We start from the raw sequence: 14,976 nt of genomic DNA, 5'->3' as shown, positions 1-14,976 counted from the left end.
CGCGTGGGGAAGCCTTTCCCGTTGCAACAGCGCGGTTCGGACAGCCGCGCATCATAGGTGCAACTGACGCGACCTGGGGACAACATGCAGGACGAAAACGGTATCTCGTTCTTCGGCGCCCTGTGGAATGGACTTGTATGGTTCATCCAGAACATTGCCGAAGCCTTCTATAATTTCGGATACGCCATCACGCATCCGCAACTCTGGCTAGACTGGTCAGACAAGGCGTCGATCATGCGCTTTGTCTATTACGGTGGCTCGGTCGAGTTCTTCTTTGTGATCTTCACCTTCTTTCTGGTTCTGACCGCCGTCGGTCTGTACTACCGCAATTTCATGTGGGGGATGGTGCGGGTTCTTGAGGGCTTTGCGAACACCACAGGCCGGTTCTTTGCATGGGCCGGTTTGTTGATGGTCATCCAGCAGATTATCATCGTTTTCATGCAACGGGTGTTTACCCGCCCTGATATGTCCTTTGGCCTTGGTATACCATTCACTCAGGATATCAGCTGGTTCGCGGAAGAACTTAAACTTTATAACGCCATGGTGGTCTGCCTGTGCTGTACCTACACATTCGTGCAGGGCGGGCATGTGCGCGTTGACCTGATCTATGCCGGCATCAGCCATCGGGCCAAACGCGTGGTCGACATGTGCGGCGCGGTTCTGTTTATGATGCCTATGGCCGTGCTGACGTGGATGTATGGCTGGTACTTCATGTGGCGGCACCTGATCGTGCCGAAACCCTCGGCTAGTGATACGTTGGACCGCCTGGTCGCCAAATCCCGCGCGCTGCGCTGGAACGTGGAAACCATCGGTTTCAGCCCCAACGGGTTCAACGCCTACTTCCTGTTCAAGATCCTGCTGGTGGCTTTTGCGGCCATGGTGTTCCTGCACGCCATTGCATTCCTTTACCGCTCGTTCCTGGAATACTCGGAAGGGTCCGAGAGCACAGGAAAATACCTCGACAAGGATAGCCTTGGTGAGGGTGAAGAAGCCTACGAAGGCGCACATTAGGGACGGAGACCCAGACTATGTTATTCGGACTTGATGGCGTCGAGATAGGCCTCATTATCGTATTCTTCTGCCTTTTCGGAGGCATCCTATCCGGTTTCCCGGTGGCGTTCGCCATCGGCGGGGCAGGGATCATTTCCTTCGGGATCATCGCAGCGCTGGACAGTGCCGGGCTGCTGATCCACCAGGCAATTGATACCGGCTCCCAAGCCTACCGAGATCTCGTGAATTCGGGCGTCAAACCCGACACGGTGTCGGTTTTCCGCTTCCCGGACTTACCAAGGATCGCCGAGCCGGTCTTTGTGCAGGGCTGGGAAACCGCGCTGGACCGCAACGTGTCCTTCATCGTGAACCGCATGAACGAACGCGTTCTGGCTGGTCAGTCGATTGAAACCCTGCTGGCCGTTCTGATGTTCGTCCTGATGGGCATCACGCTGGAACGCTCGAAGATCGCAAACGATCTGCTGACCACGATGGCACGTGTCTTTGGCCCGCTGCCCGGTGGTCTGGCCGTGTCGATTGTGGTTGTGGGGGCGTTCCTTGCCGCTTCGACCGGGATCGTGGGCGCGACCGTTGTGACCATGGGCTTGCTGGCGCTGCCAACCATGCTGCGCAACAACTACTCGCCGGAACTGGCGACCGGTGTGATCGCGGCCTCGGGCACGCTGGGGCAGATCATCCCACCGTCGATCGTGATCGTTCTTTTGGGGACGCTGGCCGGTGATCTGTATTCGACCGCGCAGGAAACCCGCGCGCAGGATGCAGGCTGTACAGACGCGCTGACCTATCTGGGCGAGCCTGCGGTGGTCTCGGTTGGGACATTGTTCCAAGCCGCTTTGCTGCCGGGGATCATGCTGGCGCTGCTTTATGCGCTTTATGCCTTTGGTTATGCGTTGCTGAATCCGGAAAAGGCCCCGGCCGTTGAAATGTCAGGCGGTAGTGGCGAGCCGATCACCCGTGCCGAAGGTCTGACCTGGTTGCTGGGTGCACCGGTTGCGCTGATCGTGGGCATGATGGTTTTGAGCAGTGCTGGTGTTGTCGGAAGCCAGAACATCAGCGTCTCGGCTTTCTCGGATATCGGTGAGGGCGCATCGCTGCGCACGAACGTGTCTGAGGAATGCAAAGCCTCGATGATCGACTTGCACGGACAATTGGCCTGGGATCAGGCCGTGGCCGAGCAAGAGGCCATCGATGCCGCAGGTGGCACCGCCGAGTCGACACGCCTGACCGAAGAAGAACTGGTTGCTGCGCAACAAGCCAAGATCGCTGCTGCTGCGCCGATCGGCACGGGTGTGGCTGTCATGGTCGTGCTGCTGGGTCTGACGCTGGTCATGGGTCGCGGCATTGCGCCATCGAAGCCGACGCAGCCGCTGATCGTAGGGGCCATCGGCCTGTTGCTGATGCTGCTGGTCGATGTCCTGCTCATTGCGCCAACCACGTCCTCGGGGGCGACCTTTGTCTTGATGGCGGTGCCGTTTGCGCTGGCCATTTATGGATGCAAAGAGGCCGCTGCGCGCTGCGCGACCAATGATCTGATCCGCGTGGTCTTCCCGCCGCTGGTTCTGATTATCGCGGTTCTGGGCTCGATCCTGGGCGGTGTGACCAACCCGACGCCCGCTGCGGCGCTGGGGGCAGGCGGGGCGATCATGCTGGCCGCGTACCGCAAGCTGCAGGATCAGGGCCGCTCGGCCAAGGTGATCATCTGGGCGACTTTGGCCGTGATCGTGGCCTTGCTGATGGGTGTGAACTTTGACCTGCGCATCAACCAGAGCGATGTCAGCGTCGAGACCTGGATTGCCTTTATCGTGGCCTATGGCGCCTATCTATTTGCCCTGTTCGGCTTGCTGTTTGGTTGCTGGGTCTTGTTTACCAGCGGGGTTCTGACGCCCGTGGTGCGCGAGACAGCCAAGGTGACCTCGATGGTCTTCACCATCCTGATCGGCTCGCAGTTGCTGAACCTTGTGGTGATCTCGTTCGGGGGTGAGCACTATATCCAGCAGTTCCTGCGCAGTTTCGACAACGAGTTCACGGTCTTCCTGATCGTGATGCTGGTGCTGTTCATTCTGGGCTTTGTGCTGGACTTCCTCGAGATCATCTACATCGTGATCCCCATCGTGGGCCCGGTGATCTATGGCGGGTCGTTCGATCCGAAATGGGTCACGATCATGGTGGCGGTGAACCTGCAGACCTCGTTCCTGACGCCACCTTTCGGGTTCGCGCTGTTCTACCTAAGGGGCGTTGCGCCTAAAGAGGTCACAACAGGTCATATCTATCGCGGGATCATTCCATTCGTGCTGATTCAGGTAGTCGGGATTGGTATCCTATGGTTCTTCCCGACCATCGTGACCATCGTGCCGGATCTGATCCCGAACTGATCGGGCAGACAGAAGAATGACAGACCGGAGGCCCTTTGGCCTCCGGTCTTTTTTGTTCAGGCTTCGGCTTTGGGATGCGTCAGTTTTGCAAAAGCAGCTTCGGCCTCGTGGTCAATATCCAGCGTGGCGGGGGTCAGGGTCCCAGCGTCGGGGTCATTGAATACCGCCCTGTCCAGCTTGCCGACACGCTGGGCGACAATCGTGGTGACAACCGCGTCGCCGGTTATGTTCACCACCGTCCGCATCATGTCGATGATCCGGTCAACGGCGAGGATGATGGCGATCCCGTCCAGCGGCATTCCCAGTTGATTCAACACCATGGCCAGCATCACGATACCCACGCCAGGCACTCCGGCAGTGCCGATTGAGGCCAGAACCGAGATCGAGATGATGGTCATATACCCACCAAAGCCCAGATCAATCCCATAGGCATTGGCCAGGAACACCGTCGCCACCCCATGCATGATCGCAGTTCCGTCCATGTTGATCGTCGCGCCCAAAGGGATGCCGAACGAGGCAACCGAGCGGTCCACACCGATGCGCTGGGTCACGCACTGCATCGAGGCCGGGATCGTCGCGTTCGAGCTTGAGGTCGAGAAGGCAAACACCTGCGCCGAGCGCATTTTGCGCAGAAACGCGCGCGGGCTGAGACCGGTGCAGACATAAAGCAGCACCATCAATGTCACGCAGAGGTGGAAGACAAGCGTCAGGCTGATGGTCGCCAGGTATCCGATGACCGGGGCAAACAGGTCGAAACCTTCCAGCGCAAAGGTCTTGGCAATCAGACAGAAGACGCCGATCGGAGCGAAGGCCATCACGATCTCGACGATTTTCATCGCTAGTTCGTTCATGAAGGTACAGCCCTCGACAAAGGCTTTGGCGCGGCTTCCGATCATCAGGACCGCAATACCGACAACGATCACATAAAAGATGATCTGCAGCATTTCGCCATTGGCCAGCGCCTGAACCGGGTTCTTGGGGATGATGTTTGCCAGTATCTGCCACGCGGTATCCTGCGTTGCGACGGACACATCCGCGCTGGCCATATGCTGGCTGTCAAATCCCATGCCCGGGTTGAAGATGTTGGCAAACACAAGCGCCGTCATCACCGCCAGCGCCGTGGTCGCCAGATAGGTCACAAAGGTCAGCCCTCCGACACGCCCCAAGACCTTGGGATCACCAATCCCAACCACGCCGCACAGTAGGGAAAACACCACCAGCGGTACGACGAGCATCTGCAGCGCGTTCAGGAACATCTGGCCGACCATGCTGAACAGGCCGTTGACCAGATGCTCTTGAAGGAACGGTATGTGCCAATAGTTCAGGGCCAGTCCAAGGGCTGAACCAAGCGCAAGGGCTGTCAGAATTTGCGTCGTCAGGTTGGCCGCAAGCAGCCGTCGAATAGCATGTGTCATTGTCCGTCTCCCTTTACCAAAGCCAAACCCGCAGGTCGGGAACCTGTTGCATCACGGGCTATGTCATTGAAGCCCAGCCGTGCGGATCTAAACGGGGTCGAACGGCTGAGGGTCAGGATTACTTGGTGACGTAGGGTAAGGATTCAATCGCTGGGCGTAGGGAAGTCGCCATTTAGATGATTAATAATTGTTCATCTTTTCTGACGGATCTGCCCCGTGACAGTCAAAATGCTGGAACAAGCGCTAGCTGAACTCAATCAAGTCCCAGCGATTTCCAAACGGGTCGCGCCAGACCGCGACGGTTCCATAAGGTTCACGACGCGGGGTTTCCTCGAACGTCACGCCAGCCGCCGTCATGGCCGCGTGGTCGCGTTGAAAATCATCCGTCGCCAGGAAAAAGCCGACACGTCCGCCCGTTTGGTTGCCTATGGCCTTGTTTTGATCGACGTCAGCCGCTTTGGCCAGCAGCAAGGATCCCTCGGGCGCGTTGGGAGGGGCCACGCGCACCCAACGTTTACCATCACCCAATTCAATGTCCTGCTCGAGCGTAAATCTCAGGGTCTGCGTATAAAATGAGATCGCAGCATCGTAGTCTGGCACCACGAGGGTCACCGCATGCAGGCTCTGACGCATGGGACTTTAGCCTTTGGTCGGGTGTCGGTCAGGCAATTGAATATTCGCCACTTGTTCGGCAATCGGAGCGGTCGACAGAGGGTGGTGGCCCGATCCTGCAAGATCAGCCGGGTTTCCGACCTTGACCCATTCACCCTGAATATATGCCTCCAACCCCGAAAACCGGGCCTTATATCCCATCTTGGGGCTGCCAGGGACCCAATATCCAAGATAAACATAGGGCAGCCCGGCCTCGCGCGCGATGTCAATATGATCAAGGATCATATAGGTGCCCAAGGAATTTTGCGGTTGATGCGGGTCATAGAATGAGTAGACCATGCTAAGCCCGTCATCCAGAACATCGGTCAGACTGACGGCGATCAGGTTATCGGTGTCGGGGTCCGCATATTCAACAACGCGGCTGCGGATCGGAGTTTCCTCGATCATTGCGGCGAATTCGAACACGTCCATATCGGCCATACCTCCATCGGCATGGCGGGTATCCAGATAGCGGCGAAACAGCTCGTACTGTTCATCGGTGGCCCAAGGCGAATTGGCCTTGCGCTGCAGGTACGCGTTTCGCTTTACCGCGCGCTTTTGGCTTTTGCTGGGGGCAAACGCGGATACGTCGATACGGGCTGACAGACAAGCGGCGCAATCGGCACATGACGGCCGGTACAGGACGTTTTGGGAGCGGCGAAACCCTTGTTGCGACAACGAGTTATTCAGTTGATCCGCCCCTTCGCCCTGTAGGGCTGTGAACAGCTTCCGCTCCATCCTGCCCTCAAGATAAGGGCAAGGCTGTGGGGCCGTCACATAGAATTGTGGCGCGATAGGCAGCGTGTGTCGCATGAAAGTCCCGTGTTTTCTGACCGGGATGATAGCAATCGATCCCGGAGCCGCCAAGTGATTCACGCGACAGGGTTACTATTACGCGCGCTGGTTGATCATCACCGTTCCAAGGAAGGAATCCGTCAGGCCCTGTCCGCGGGAACTGGTCAGCATCATGATGACCGAGATGACCTGCACCACAAAGATCGCCATGCTGACGAAATATCCCGCTGTATGGGCGATAGCCTTGCCCAGGTCCATCCGTGCGCCGAATGCATCGCGCAGTTCGATTCCCATAAAACGCATGCCCAAAGTGGCCGACCCGTTCGCAATCGTGACGACACGGTAGACAAAGCTGATGACGGCATAGATCAGAGGCAGGAAAAACAACCCCGCACCCAGAGTGAGGAAGATCGGAACAATACAAAGCAGCGATATCAGCGCGATATCGAACAGCCAGGCGACAAAGCGCTTGGTCGCCACCGATTGATAGAATTCCGGTTGGCGATCTGGATCTGGTAGATGAGTCATATAGGGATATCCGCGTCGTTGAATGGGTTCACCCTGTCCCGAAAACCGGGGCAGGGCAAGGATCAGATCAGGTGCGTGCGTCGCTTTCGTCTGCATCGTGGTTGTCACGGGCGCGTTCGTCCATGAATTGATCGAACTCGGCCTTGTCCTTGGCATCGCGCAGGCGGCGCAGGAAGGCTTCGAAATCCTGCTGTTCGCGCTCGAGCCGGGCCAGGGTGTCGGCCTTATAGGCATCAAAGGCGCTGTTGCCCGACGGTTTCATCGCGCTCATGTGGCTGTTCCAGGACGTGCGGCGGCTGCAGGATTTGCTGAACATGCGTTTGCTCCAGATCATATAGGCCAGAAGGGCCAGGCCCACAGGCCAGAAAAAGATGAAACCTAGTACCATGGCGGCAATCCAGGCACCTTTGCCCTTGTCGTCCAGCCAGGCCTCGATACGGTGCAGCCATCCCGGATTTGAAGGGACGGCGGGGTCGGATAGTGCGGTCATTTTGGTCTCCGGGTTGATGTAAATTGTTTTCACATTGAATAGATGGGAGTTGGGCGGCAGGTTGCAAGGGGTGTATGTAAAAATGTTTTACATTGGCTTTAAGGGGGCGTCGCAGCGATGCAGTTAGGACTTGTGCAAGCCTTTGAAATCAGGCCATTTGGGGGGAGTAACACGCCGGAGGCCCCATCATGACCGCTCTGTCGATCCAGCGATTGCCACGCCCGTTCGATCCTGCGTTGGGTGATGAAACACGGGGTCTGGTTGCGGATCTGACGCCGGAACAGGCTGAGCTGATCGCGGGTGTCGCGGGTTCTAGCCCGTATCTCAAAGGGTTGATCGAGCGGGAAAAAGACTGGCTGGCCAGGGCGTTGCAGCAGCCCGATCAGGCGCTGGCTGAGGTGATGGCAGCCGCCCGCGCGCTGCCGCCGGATCAGCTGAAACCGGGGTTGCGGCAGGGCAAACGACGGATGGCGTTGCTGACCGCGCTGGCCGATGTGGCGGGGGCGTGGCCGTTGGAGAAAGTCACGGCTGCGCTGACGGATTTCGGTGCGCTGGCGGTGGATGTGGCCGCCAAGGCCGAGATCGCGGCGCTGATCCGGCGAGGCAAGTTGCCGGGCATGAGCGAGGACGACGTTGAAACCGCCGCCGGAATGATCATTCTGGCCATGGGCAAGATGGGCGCGCATGAACTGAATTACAGCTCGGATATCGACCTGATCGTGCTGTTCGATGAGACCCGGTTTGACCCGGATGAATTCTATGAGGCGCGTCATGGCATGGTGCGTGCCACGCGGAACTTCTGCGCCACGCTCAGCGACAAAACCGCCGATGGCTATGTGTTCCGCACTGATTTGCGCCTGCGCCCCGATCCCGGTGTGACGCCCGTGTGCATGGCCGCCGAGGCCGCCGAGCGGTATTACGAAAGCCTTGGCCGCACTTGGGAGCGTGCCGCCTATATCAAAGCGCGCCCCTGTGCAGGGGACATCGCAGCAGGACAGCGATTTCTGGACACGCTGCGCCCCTTTGTCTGGCGGCGGCATCTGGATTTTGCCGCCATCCAGGACGCCCACGACATGCGACTGCGCATCCGCGAGAATAAAGGGACCGGCGGCGCTCTGACCATTCCAGGCCACGACATGAAGTTGGGGCAGGGTGGTATTCGTGAGATCGAGTTCTTCACCCAAACCCGCCAATTGATCGCCGGAGGGCGTGACCCCGATCTGCGCGTCCGCGGCACAGTGCCGGGGCTGGCCGCGCTGGCCGCAAAGGACTGGGTGCCGCCAGAGGTCGCCGACAAGCTGACCGACCATTACCGTGCTCATCGCGACGTCGAACACCGCATCCAGATGATCCACGATGCGCAGACCCACAAAGTGCCGAAATCTGCGGAAGGTATCGAACGTGTCGCCTGCCTGATGGGGATCGAAAGCGCCGAGCTGACCTCCGACCTGACCCGCCGCCTGACCGAGGTGCATGAACTGACCGAAGGGTTCTTCGCCCCCGGAGCTGCGGCCCCCGCGCCGACCCCCGAGGTCGCCTTTGACGAAGGCGTCATGGCGCGCTGGCCGACCTATCCGGCGCTGCGCTCGCAACGGGGCGCGCGTATATTCGAGCGACTGAAACCAGAACTGCTGTCGCGCCTCGCCAAGACCGCGAAACCGGATGAGGCGCTTCTGGCACTCGACGGGTTCCTGTCGGGCTTGCCTGCAGGCGTGCAACTGTTTTCGCTGTTCGAGGCCAACCCACATCTGATCGATTTATTGGTCGATATCGTGGGGACATCTCACGCGCTGGCCACGCACCTTTCGAGCAATGCCTCGGTTTTTGACGCGGTGATTGGCGGCAGCTTCTTTGACGACTGGCCGGGGCAGGCGGCCTTACAGGCCGATCTGGAGCAGGCGCTGGCGCAAGAGTCGGATTACGAGACGCAGCTAGATTTCGCCCGACGCTGGTGCAAGGAATGGCATTTCCGCATTGGTGTTCACCACCTGCGCGGGCTGATCGACGGGGCGCAGGCCGGGCAGCACTATGCCGATCTGGCTAGTGCCGTGATTGCCGCGCTTTTGCCGCATGTGGCCGGGCAATTCGCCCGCAAACACGGGCCGGCGCCGGGACGCGGGGCGGCGGTGCTGGGCATGGGCTCGATCGGGGCGGGGCGGATCAATTCGCAATCCGATCTGGATATGATCGTGATCTATGACCCGCTGGATCAGGACATGTCCGACGGCCCGCGCCCGCTGGCCACGCGTACCTATTACGCGCGGTTCACGCAGGCTTTGATTACGGCCTTGTCTGCGCCCATGTCGCAGGGGCGGCTCTATGAGGTCGACATGCGTCTGCGCCCTTCGGGCAATCAGGGGCCGGTGGCAACCAGTTGGGCCAGTTTCACCAACTACCAGCAGAATGAGGCATGGGTCTGGGAACACTTGGCCCTGACCCGCGCCCGCGTTGTGGCTGGAAATGCTGATCTGGCGCAGGATATCGAAACCTTCCGCGCTGAATTCCTGACCCGCCCGCGCGATACTGCGCAAGTGCTGCGCGAGGTAGCCGAGATGCGCAGCCGTCTGGCCGCCGCCAAATCTCCGGCTGGTATCTGGGATGCCAAGAACGGTCCGGGCCGGATGATGGATATCGAACTTATGGCCGAGACGGGCGCGTTGCTGTCCGGTCTGCCGCAGCGCGATGTGCAAACGGGGCTGGACGGTGCGGTCGCTGCCGGGCTGCTGGAGGTCGCGCAGGCGCAAACGCTGAAGGACTGCTATGATCTATGCTGGTCGGTACAATGCGCGGCCCGGCTGCTGTCGGGCAAGGTGATCGAGGCAGACAAGATCGGCGAGGGCGGTACGGCTTTTCTTTGCCGGGCCACCGGGTTTGAACAGGTCGACCAGCTTCAGGCCGCGCTGCAGGACAGTTACGACACCGCCGCCGGGATCATCGGCCGCGTGATTTCGGAGGATACCCATGGCGCGCAGTGACGACCCCAACGACCACAAGGGCCTGATCCGCGAGGCATATAATATCGAGGGCATCACTTTGCCCGAATGCCGCAGTATCTTCTTGGATTGGGCGCTTAGCCTGCCTGCGGATCGGGACCAGACGCAGGCGCTGACCGATCTGCACTCGATCTACGCGGTGCAGGCGGATCACCCGATGACGCAGGTGCTGGCCGAGGGGCTGCAGGCAGCACAAAAACCCAAACGCCGGGGCGGCTGGAAATCCCGCAACCGCTAGGGCTTTTCCCCGCGCGCCGGAGCCACTAAGAGAGGCGGCATGACCCAAACCGCTGACCGCCCCCGTATCCGCCTGAAACCCAAAGCCAATGCGCGCGGCCTGCGCCACGGGTTCCCCTGGGTCTATGCCAATGATATCGTCACCGACCGCCGCACCCGCAAAATCCCGGCGGGGGCTTTGGCCGTGTTGGAGGATGAAAAACGCGCGCCCATCGCGTTGGTTGCAGTAAACCCCGAGTCCAAGATCATGTGCCGCGTGTTGGACCGCGATCTGGATGCCGATTTAAACGCCACGTGGTTCGAAACCCGCCTGCGCCGCGCGCTGGACATGCGCGAGCGTCTGTTCGACGCGCCTTATTACCGTCTGATCCATGCCGAGGCGGATGGTTTTCCCGGCGTCATCATTGACCGCTTTGGCGATGCCTGCGTGATCCAACCCAACGCAGCCTGGGCCGAAGCGCATCTGGACACCCTGACCGACGCGCTGGTCGCCGTAACGGGCGTGACCACGGTATTGAAAAACGCCTCGGGCCGGACACGCGGGCTTGAGGGGCTGGACGATGCCAACCTCACCCTGCACGGCACGGCCCCCGACGCGCCGCTGTCGGTGCCGATGAACGGCGCGACCTATATGGCCGACCTGACCGGCGGCCAGAAAACCGGGCTGTTCTATGATCAGCGCCCCAACCACGCCTTCGCGGCGCGTCTGGTTCAACCCGGCGCGCAGGTGCTGGATGTGTTCAGCCACGTGGGCGGATTCGGTCTGGCGATGCTGGCTGGCGGAGCCGGGCAGGCACTGTCCGTGGATGGCTCAGCCGCCGCGCTGGAATTGGCGACCCAAGGCGCGCAGGCGTCTGGCTGTGCCGACCGGTTCCAAACCCGCCAAGGCGATGCCTTCGACGTTCTGACCCAATTGGGTGAAGAGGCCGCGCAATTCGATGTGGTGATCTGCGACCCGCCTGCCTTTGCGCCCTCGAAACAGGCGCTGGACGCGGGGCTGCGCGCCTATGAGCGCATCGCGCGTCTGGCCGCGCCGCTGGTCAAACCGGGCGGTTATCTTGGCCTGTGTTCCTGTTCTCACGCCGCCGATCTGGGCCGTTTCCGCGACGCCTCATCGCGAGGGATCGGCCGGGCCGGGCGGCAGGCGCAACTGATCCACACGGGCTTTGCAGGGCCGGATCACCCGCAACTGCCGCAACTGGCCGAAAGCGGATACCTCAAAGCCGTGTTCTACCGGCTGTGAGGGCCGTTCTGGACACCTGCGTCATCTACCCCACGGTGATGCGAGAGATGCTGCTGGGCGCAGCGAAACTTGGGCATTTCGAACCCATATGGTCGGCTCGCATCCTCGAAGAATGGGCCCGTGCAGCACGTAAGTTGGGCCCCACGGGTGAGTCACAGGCCCGCGCCGAAATTGCCCTGACGCAATCTCAATGGCCCAAAGCAGAGCGTGAAGCACAACCAGGTCTTGAGCAGCGCCTCTGGCTGCCCGATGTCGCTGATGTTCACGTACTGGCCATCGCCATAGCGTCGTCGTCAGATGTAATTGTCACTATGAACGCGAAAGACTTCCCCCGAAACATCCTGTCGGAAGAAGGGTTGGACCGCCAAGATCCCGATAACCTGCTGCACGGCTTCTGGCGCATCGATCCGGAAGGCATAACTGAGATGGCCGACCGTGTTCTCGCCAAAGCCAACCGCCTCTCAGGCGATCAATGGACCCTGCGTGCGCTGATGAAAAAAGCTCGTCTGCCACGCCTGGGCAAAGCCCTCACCACTTAAATCCGATCCGCCCTTCATCTGGCTAAAAATACCTCGGGGTGTGTGAGGGGCTGGCCCCTCACGGCTGCAACCTATCCACCCGCCTTCCAACGCTGTTCAAGCGCCTCCAACGCCGCAATCCGCTCATCCGTTTTGGGATGACTCATTAACCAAGCTGGCGTAACTCCCGCCCGCTGCTCGGTCAGCTCTTCGAGCTTGTGAAACAGGGACTTCTGTGGCCCGATCCCAATACCCGCCTTAGTCAGCAGTGCGGCGGCATATTCGTCCGCCTCATATTCATCCCCGCGCGACAGGCGCGAGGCCAGCAGGTGCGCCAGCATATTCGCAATCCACGCGCCGATAAACGGAATGAACCGGTTCAACACCATCATCAAGGCCGTCCGAAGCGCGTTCTGACCGGAAAAATCAATCATCCGCCGCCGCGCATGACCCAGCGCCACGTGACCAAGCTCATGCGCGATCACGCTGGCCATTTCCTCGGCCGAGACGTCGCCGCTCCGGAACTTGCGATAAAACCCCCGCGTGATGAAAATCCGCCCGTCCGGCGCGGCCAACCCATTTACAGGGTCGATTTCATAGATGTAGACCGGCACCCGCTCAATCTCGAGCGCCGCGGCCAAACGATCGGTCATGCGTTTCAGCGCAGGGTCCGCCAACTCGGTCGATTTCGCGTCCAATTCGCGATGGGTGCGCCACACGGAAATCCGGTACATGACGACGGCATAGGCGATGGCCAACAGGATCGGGGTCAGGCGCAGCATAGATCAGATATGGGGCTGCGCAGAGGCCGAAGCAACAGGAAAATGACGCTGCGCAACAGCCTGTGAGGGCGCGTTGACCGGTCGCGGGTCGCGTGTTTAACCTGCGCCATGACACAGATCCAGACATCCTGTTCCTGCGGCCAGACCCAAGTGATCGTCAAAGCCGCGCCCCGTGTTCGTTTTCGCTGCCATTGCACGAAATGCCAGTCCGTTTATCAGGCGCCCTACGCGGATGCCTTGCTGCTGCGCCGGGGGCAGGCGCGTCCTGCTGATCCGTCAACCATCAAATGGATTCACACCAAAAGCCCTTCGCCCCTGTCCCGCGGTCTGTGCAAATCCTGTGGCGATCCGATGTTGGCTTATCTGTTCGGTGCGCTCTCGGTGGTTCCGGCCCGCACGGCGCAGCAGATGGAACTGCCACCGGTCGATTGCGACATCTATTACGGCACACGGGTCGAAGATCAGTTGGACGACGTCCCGAAATACTCGGGTGCGCTGTCAACCTATCTGGGTCTGACTTTACCTCTGACCCGAGTGCTGGCCCTGCCGGGCCGGGAGCCAACAAGCAGTTAAGAGCCGGTTCAGCGCGTCAGTTCGCGCATTCCTTGCTCTAGCCCGGCCAGCGTCATCGGCACCATGCGTTCCTCGAAAATCTCGCGGATCATGCTGATGGAGTGGGTGTATTCCCAGTATTTCTCGGGCACCGGGTTGATCCACAGGTTTGAATTCCACTGTTCCCGCGCGCGTTGCAGCCAGACTTGTCCGGCCTCTGGGTTCCAATGCTCATTCGCGCCGCCGGGATAGGCGATTTCATAGGGGCTCATGGAGGCATCGCCTACGAAAATACACTTGTAATCGGGGCCGTAGGTGCGCAGCACTTCATGGGTGGGGGTCTGCTGATCCCAGCGTCGGGCATTGTCGCGCCAGACGCCTTCGTACAGGCAGTTGTGGAAATAGTAATATTCCAGATACTTGAACTCGGTCCGCGCGGCCGAGAACAGCTCTTCGACAACCTTGATATGCGGGTCCATTGATCCGCCCACGTCCAGAAACAGCAGCACCTTGACCGCGTTGTGTCGTTCGGGCCGGGTTTTGACATCCAGATAGCCGTGTTCAGCGGTGGCGCGGATGGTGCCGTCCAGGTCCAGCTCATCCGCCGCACCCTCGCGCGCCCAGCGGCGCAGGCGTTTCAGGGCGACCTTGATGTTGCGGGTGTCCAGTTCAACTGTGTCATCTAAGTTCTTGAATTCACGCTTATCCCAGACCTTGACCGCGCGCTGGTGGCGGCTTTCCTTCTGGCCGATGCGCACGCCCTCCGGGTTATAGCCATACGCTCCGAACGGAGACGTTCCGGCGGTGCCGATCCACTTGTTACCGCCCTGATGACGACCCTCCTGATCCTTGAGACGCTCTTGCAGCGTCTCCATCAGTTTCTCGAACCCGCCCATGGCCTCGATCTCGGCCTTTTCTTCTTCGGACAGGTGTTTTTCGCCCATCTTGGCCAGCCACTCGGCGGGGATGTCCACGGCCTCGATCACCTGATCAAAGCTGATCTCTTCCAAACCTTTGAAGCTGGCGGCGAAAGCTTGGTCGAACTTATCGATATTACGTTCGTCCTTCACCATCGAGACGCGGGCGAGGTAATAAAACGCCTCGACATCATAGGTGGCCAGACCCTTTTTCATGCCTTCCAGAAAGGTCAGGTATTCGCGCAGGGATACTGGAATACGGGCTTTGCGAAGGTTTTCAAAGAAGGGCAGGAACATGGCTACGAAATCAGTCTGACGATGATCAATGACAGGATAAGGCCCACGAGCGAAAAAGCGATACCGTAGCCCGCGGCGTATTGCGCTATGTCGGCACCACTGCCGTTACGCTTGCGCGCGGCCATCGCTCCGAGGATCGCCCCCAGTAATGCCATTCCCAGAACTACGACCATGC

General features: G+C 59.8%; 15 protein-coding genes. 7 read left to right on the top strand and 8 right to left on the bottom strand.

Going from position 1 to position 14,976, the window contains the following annotated elements; genetic code table 11:
- Nucleotides 1-84: 84 nt before the first annotated feature.
- Together ACR0DX_RS01050 and ACR0DX_RS01045 are read left to right on the top strand one after the other, a co-directional pair.
- On the top strand, nt 85-1,011 hold the full coding sequence (locus ACR0DX_RS01050; protein ID WP_170354473.1) for a TRAP transporter small permease subunit: 927 nt from the start codon (nt 85-87) through the stop codon (nt 1,009-1,011).
- Between the two features lie 17 nt (nt 1,012-1,028).
- The gene (locus ACR0DX_RS01045) at nt 1,029-3,383 is read left to right on the top strand and encodes a TRAP transporter large permease subunit (protein ID WP_170354472.1); all 2,355 of its coding nucleotides are present in this window, start codon (nt 1,029-1,031) and stop codon (nt 3,381-3,383) included.
- 56 nt (nt 3,384-3,439) lie between these two features.
- Here ACR0DX_RS01045 and ACR0DX_RS01040 read toward each other — a convergent pair whose 3' ends face one another.
- The 5 genes from ACR0DX_RS01040 to ACR0DX_RS01020 form a co-directional block, all read right to left on the bottom strand.
- Entirely contained in the window at nt 3,440-4,798 is a 1,359-nt protein-coding gene (locus ACR0DX_RS01040; RefSeq protein ID WP_170527057.1) for a dicarboxylate/amino acid:cation symporter, read from the bottom strand.
- A gap of 243 nt (nt 4,799-5,041) precedes the next feature.
- Entirely contained in the window at nt 5,042-5,431 is a 390-nt protein-coding gene (locus tag ACR0DX_RS01035; protein WP_170354470.1) for a VOC family protein, read from the bottom strand.
- A 6-nt stretch (nt 5,432-5,437) separates the two neighbouring features.
- A complete protein-coding gene (locus ACR0DX_RS01030; RefSeq protein ID WP_170354469.1) occupies nt 5,438-6,262 on the bottom strand; it encodes an arginyltransferase in 825 nt (274 codons plus the stop codon).
- Between the two features lie 78 nt (nt 6,263-6,340).
- Entirely contained in the window at nt 6,341-6,772 is a 432-nt protein-coding gene (locus ACR0DX_RS01025; protein WP_170354758.1) for an RDD family protein, read from the bottom strand.
- A gap of 67 nt (nt 6,773-6,839) precedes the next feature.
- Nucleotides 6,840-7,262, bottom strand: coding sequence for a DUF2852 domain-containing protein (locus ACR0DX_RS01020; RefSeq protein WP_170354468.1), 423 nt, complete (start codon nt 7,260-7,262; stop codon nt 6,840-6,842).
- A 185-nt stretch (nt 7,263-7,447) separates the two neighbouring features.
- On the opposite strand from ACR0DX_RS01020, the gene ACR0DX_RS01015 reads away from it, so the two are divergent.
- From ACR0DX_RS01015 to ACR0DX_RS01000, 4 genes are read left to right on the top strand one after another with little or no spacing between them, the layout of a single operon-like run.
- The gene (locus ACR0DX_RS01015) at nt 7,448-10,237 is read left to right on the top strand and encodes a [protein-PII] uridylyltransferase family protein (protein ID WP_170354756.1); all 2,790 of its coding nucleotides are present in this window, start codon (nt 7,448-7,450) and stop codon (nt 10,235-10,237) included.
- Nucleotides 10,224-10,493, top strand: coding sequence for a hypothetical protein (locus ACR0DX_RS01010; protein WP_170354467.1), 270 nt, complete (start codon nt 10,224-10,226; stop codon nt 10,491-10,493). Before ACR0DX_RS01015 ends, ACR0DX_RS01010 begins: the two co-directional genes overlap by 14 nt.
- Before the next feature lie 39 nt (nt 10,494-10,532).
- Nucleotides 10,533-11,735, top strand: a complete 1,203-nt coding sequence (locus ACR0DX_RS01005; RefSeq protein ID WP_170354466.1) for an RSP_2647 family RNA methyltransferase — start codon at nt 10,533-10,535, stop codon at nt 11,733-11,735.
- On the top strand, nt 11,732-12,274 hold the full coding sequence (locus tag ACR0DX_RS01000) for an RSP_2648 family PIN domain-containing protein (RefSeq protein ID WP_170354465.1): 543 nt from the start codon (nt 11,732-11,734) through the stop codon (nt 12,272-12,274). Before ACR0DX_RS01005 ends, ACR0DX_RS01000 begins: the two co-directional genes overlap by 4 nt.
- A gap of 71 nt (nt 12,275-12,345) precedes the next feature.
- Here the strand turns inward: ACR0DX_RS01000 and ACR0DX_RS00995 are convergent, their stop codons facing one another.
- On the bottom strand, nt 12,346-13,035 hold the full coding sequence (locus ACR0DX_RS00995) for a M48 family metallopeptidase (RefSeq protein WP_170354464.1): 690 nt from the start codon (nt 13,033-13,035) through the stop codon (nt 12,346-12,348).
- Between the two features lie 108 nt (nt 13,036-13,143).
- On the opposite strand from ACR0DX_RS00995, the gene ACR0DX_RS00990 reads away from it, so the two are divergent.
- Nucleotides 13,144-13,608 (top strand): GFA family protein, encoded by a 465-nt coding sequence (locus tag ACR0DX_RS00990; RefSeq protein ID WP_170354463.1) that lies wholly within the window; start codon nt 13,144-13,146, stop codon nt 13,606-13,608.
- A gap of 8 nt (nt 13,609-13,616) precedes the next feature.
- On the opposite strand, the gene ACR0DX_RS00985 is transcribed toward ACR0DX_RS00990, so the two are convergent.
- Both ACR0DX_RS00985 and ACR0DX_RS00980 read right to left on the bottom strand, forming a co-directional pair.
- Nucleotides 13,617-14,801, bottom strand: coding sequence for a vWA domain-containing protein (locus ACR0DX_RS00985; RefSeq protein WP_170354462.1), 1,185 nt, complete (start codon nt 14,799-14,801; stop codon nt 13,617-13,619).
- Nucleotides 14,802-14,803: 2 nt separating this feature from the next.
- Nucleotides 14,804-14,974: a hypothetical protein gene (locus tag ACR0DX_RS00980; RefSeq protein ID WP_170354461.1), complete on the bottom strand. Its 171-nt coding sequence runs from the start codon at nt 14,972-14,974 to the stop codon at nt 14,804-14,806.
- Nucleotides 14,975-14,976: the final 2 nt, after the last annotated feature.

The organism is Ruegeria sp. D3 (assembly GCF_056534465.1).
Note: the sequence above shows the minus strand (reverse complement) of the source record. Positions and strands in the feature narration are given on the sequence as shown.

Coding starts and splice junctions, on each gene's coding strand:
- ACR0DX_RS01010 (WP_170354467.1), top strand. CDS start 10,224: ATGGCGCGCAGTGACGACCCCAACGACCACAAGGGCCTGATCCGCGAG.
- ACR0DX_RS01050 (WP_170354473.1), top strand. CDS start 85: ATGCAGGACGAAAACGGTATCTCGTTCTTCGGCGCCCTGTGGAATGGA.
- ACR0DX_RS01045 (WP_170354472.1), top strand. CDS start 1,029: ATGTTATTCGGACTTGATGGCGTCGAGATAGGCCTCATTATCGTATTC.
- ACR0DX_RS01025 (WP_170354758.1), bottom strand. CDS start 6,772: ATGACTCATCTACCAGATCCAGATCGCCAACCGGAATTCTATCAATCG.
- ACR0DX_RS00980 (WP_170354461.1), bottom strand. CDS start 14,974: ATGGTCGTAGTTCTGGGAATGGCATTACTGGGGGCGATCCTCGGAGCG.
- ACR0DX_RS01030 (WP_170354469.1), bottom strand. CDS start 6,262: ATGCGACACACGCTGCCTATCGCGCCACAATTCTATGTGACGGCCCCA.
- ACR0DX_RS00995 (WP_170354464.1), bottom strand. CDS start 13,035: ATGCTGCGCCTGACCCCGATCCTGTTGGCCATCGCCTATGCCGTCGTC.
- ACR0DX_RS00990 (WP_170354463.1), top strand. CDS start 13,144: ATGACACAGATCCAGACATCCTGTTCCTGCGGCCAGACCCAAGTGATC.
- ACR0DX_RS01035 (WP_170354470.1), bottom strand. CDS start 5,431: ATGCGTCAGAGCCTGCATGCGGTGACCCTCGTGGTGCCAGACTACGAT.
- ACR0DX_RS01005 (WP_170354466.1), top strand. CDS start 10,533: ATGACCCAAACCGCTGACCGCCCCCGTATCCGCCTGAAACCCAAAGCC.
- ACR0DX_RS00985 (WP_170354462.1), bottom strand. CDS start 14,801: ATGTTCCTGCCCTTCTTTGAAAACCTTCGCAAAGCCCGTATTCCAGTA.
- ACR0DX_RS01020 (WP_170354468.1), bottom strand. CDS start 7,262: ATGACCGCACTATCCGACCCCGCCGTCCCTTCAAATCCGGGATGGCTG.
- ACR0DX_RS01040 (WP_170527057.1), bottom strand. CDS start 4,798: ATGACACATGCTATTCGACGGCTGCTTGCGGCCAACCTGACGACGCAA.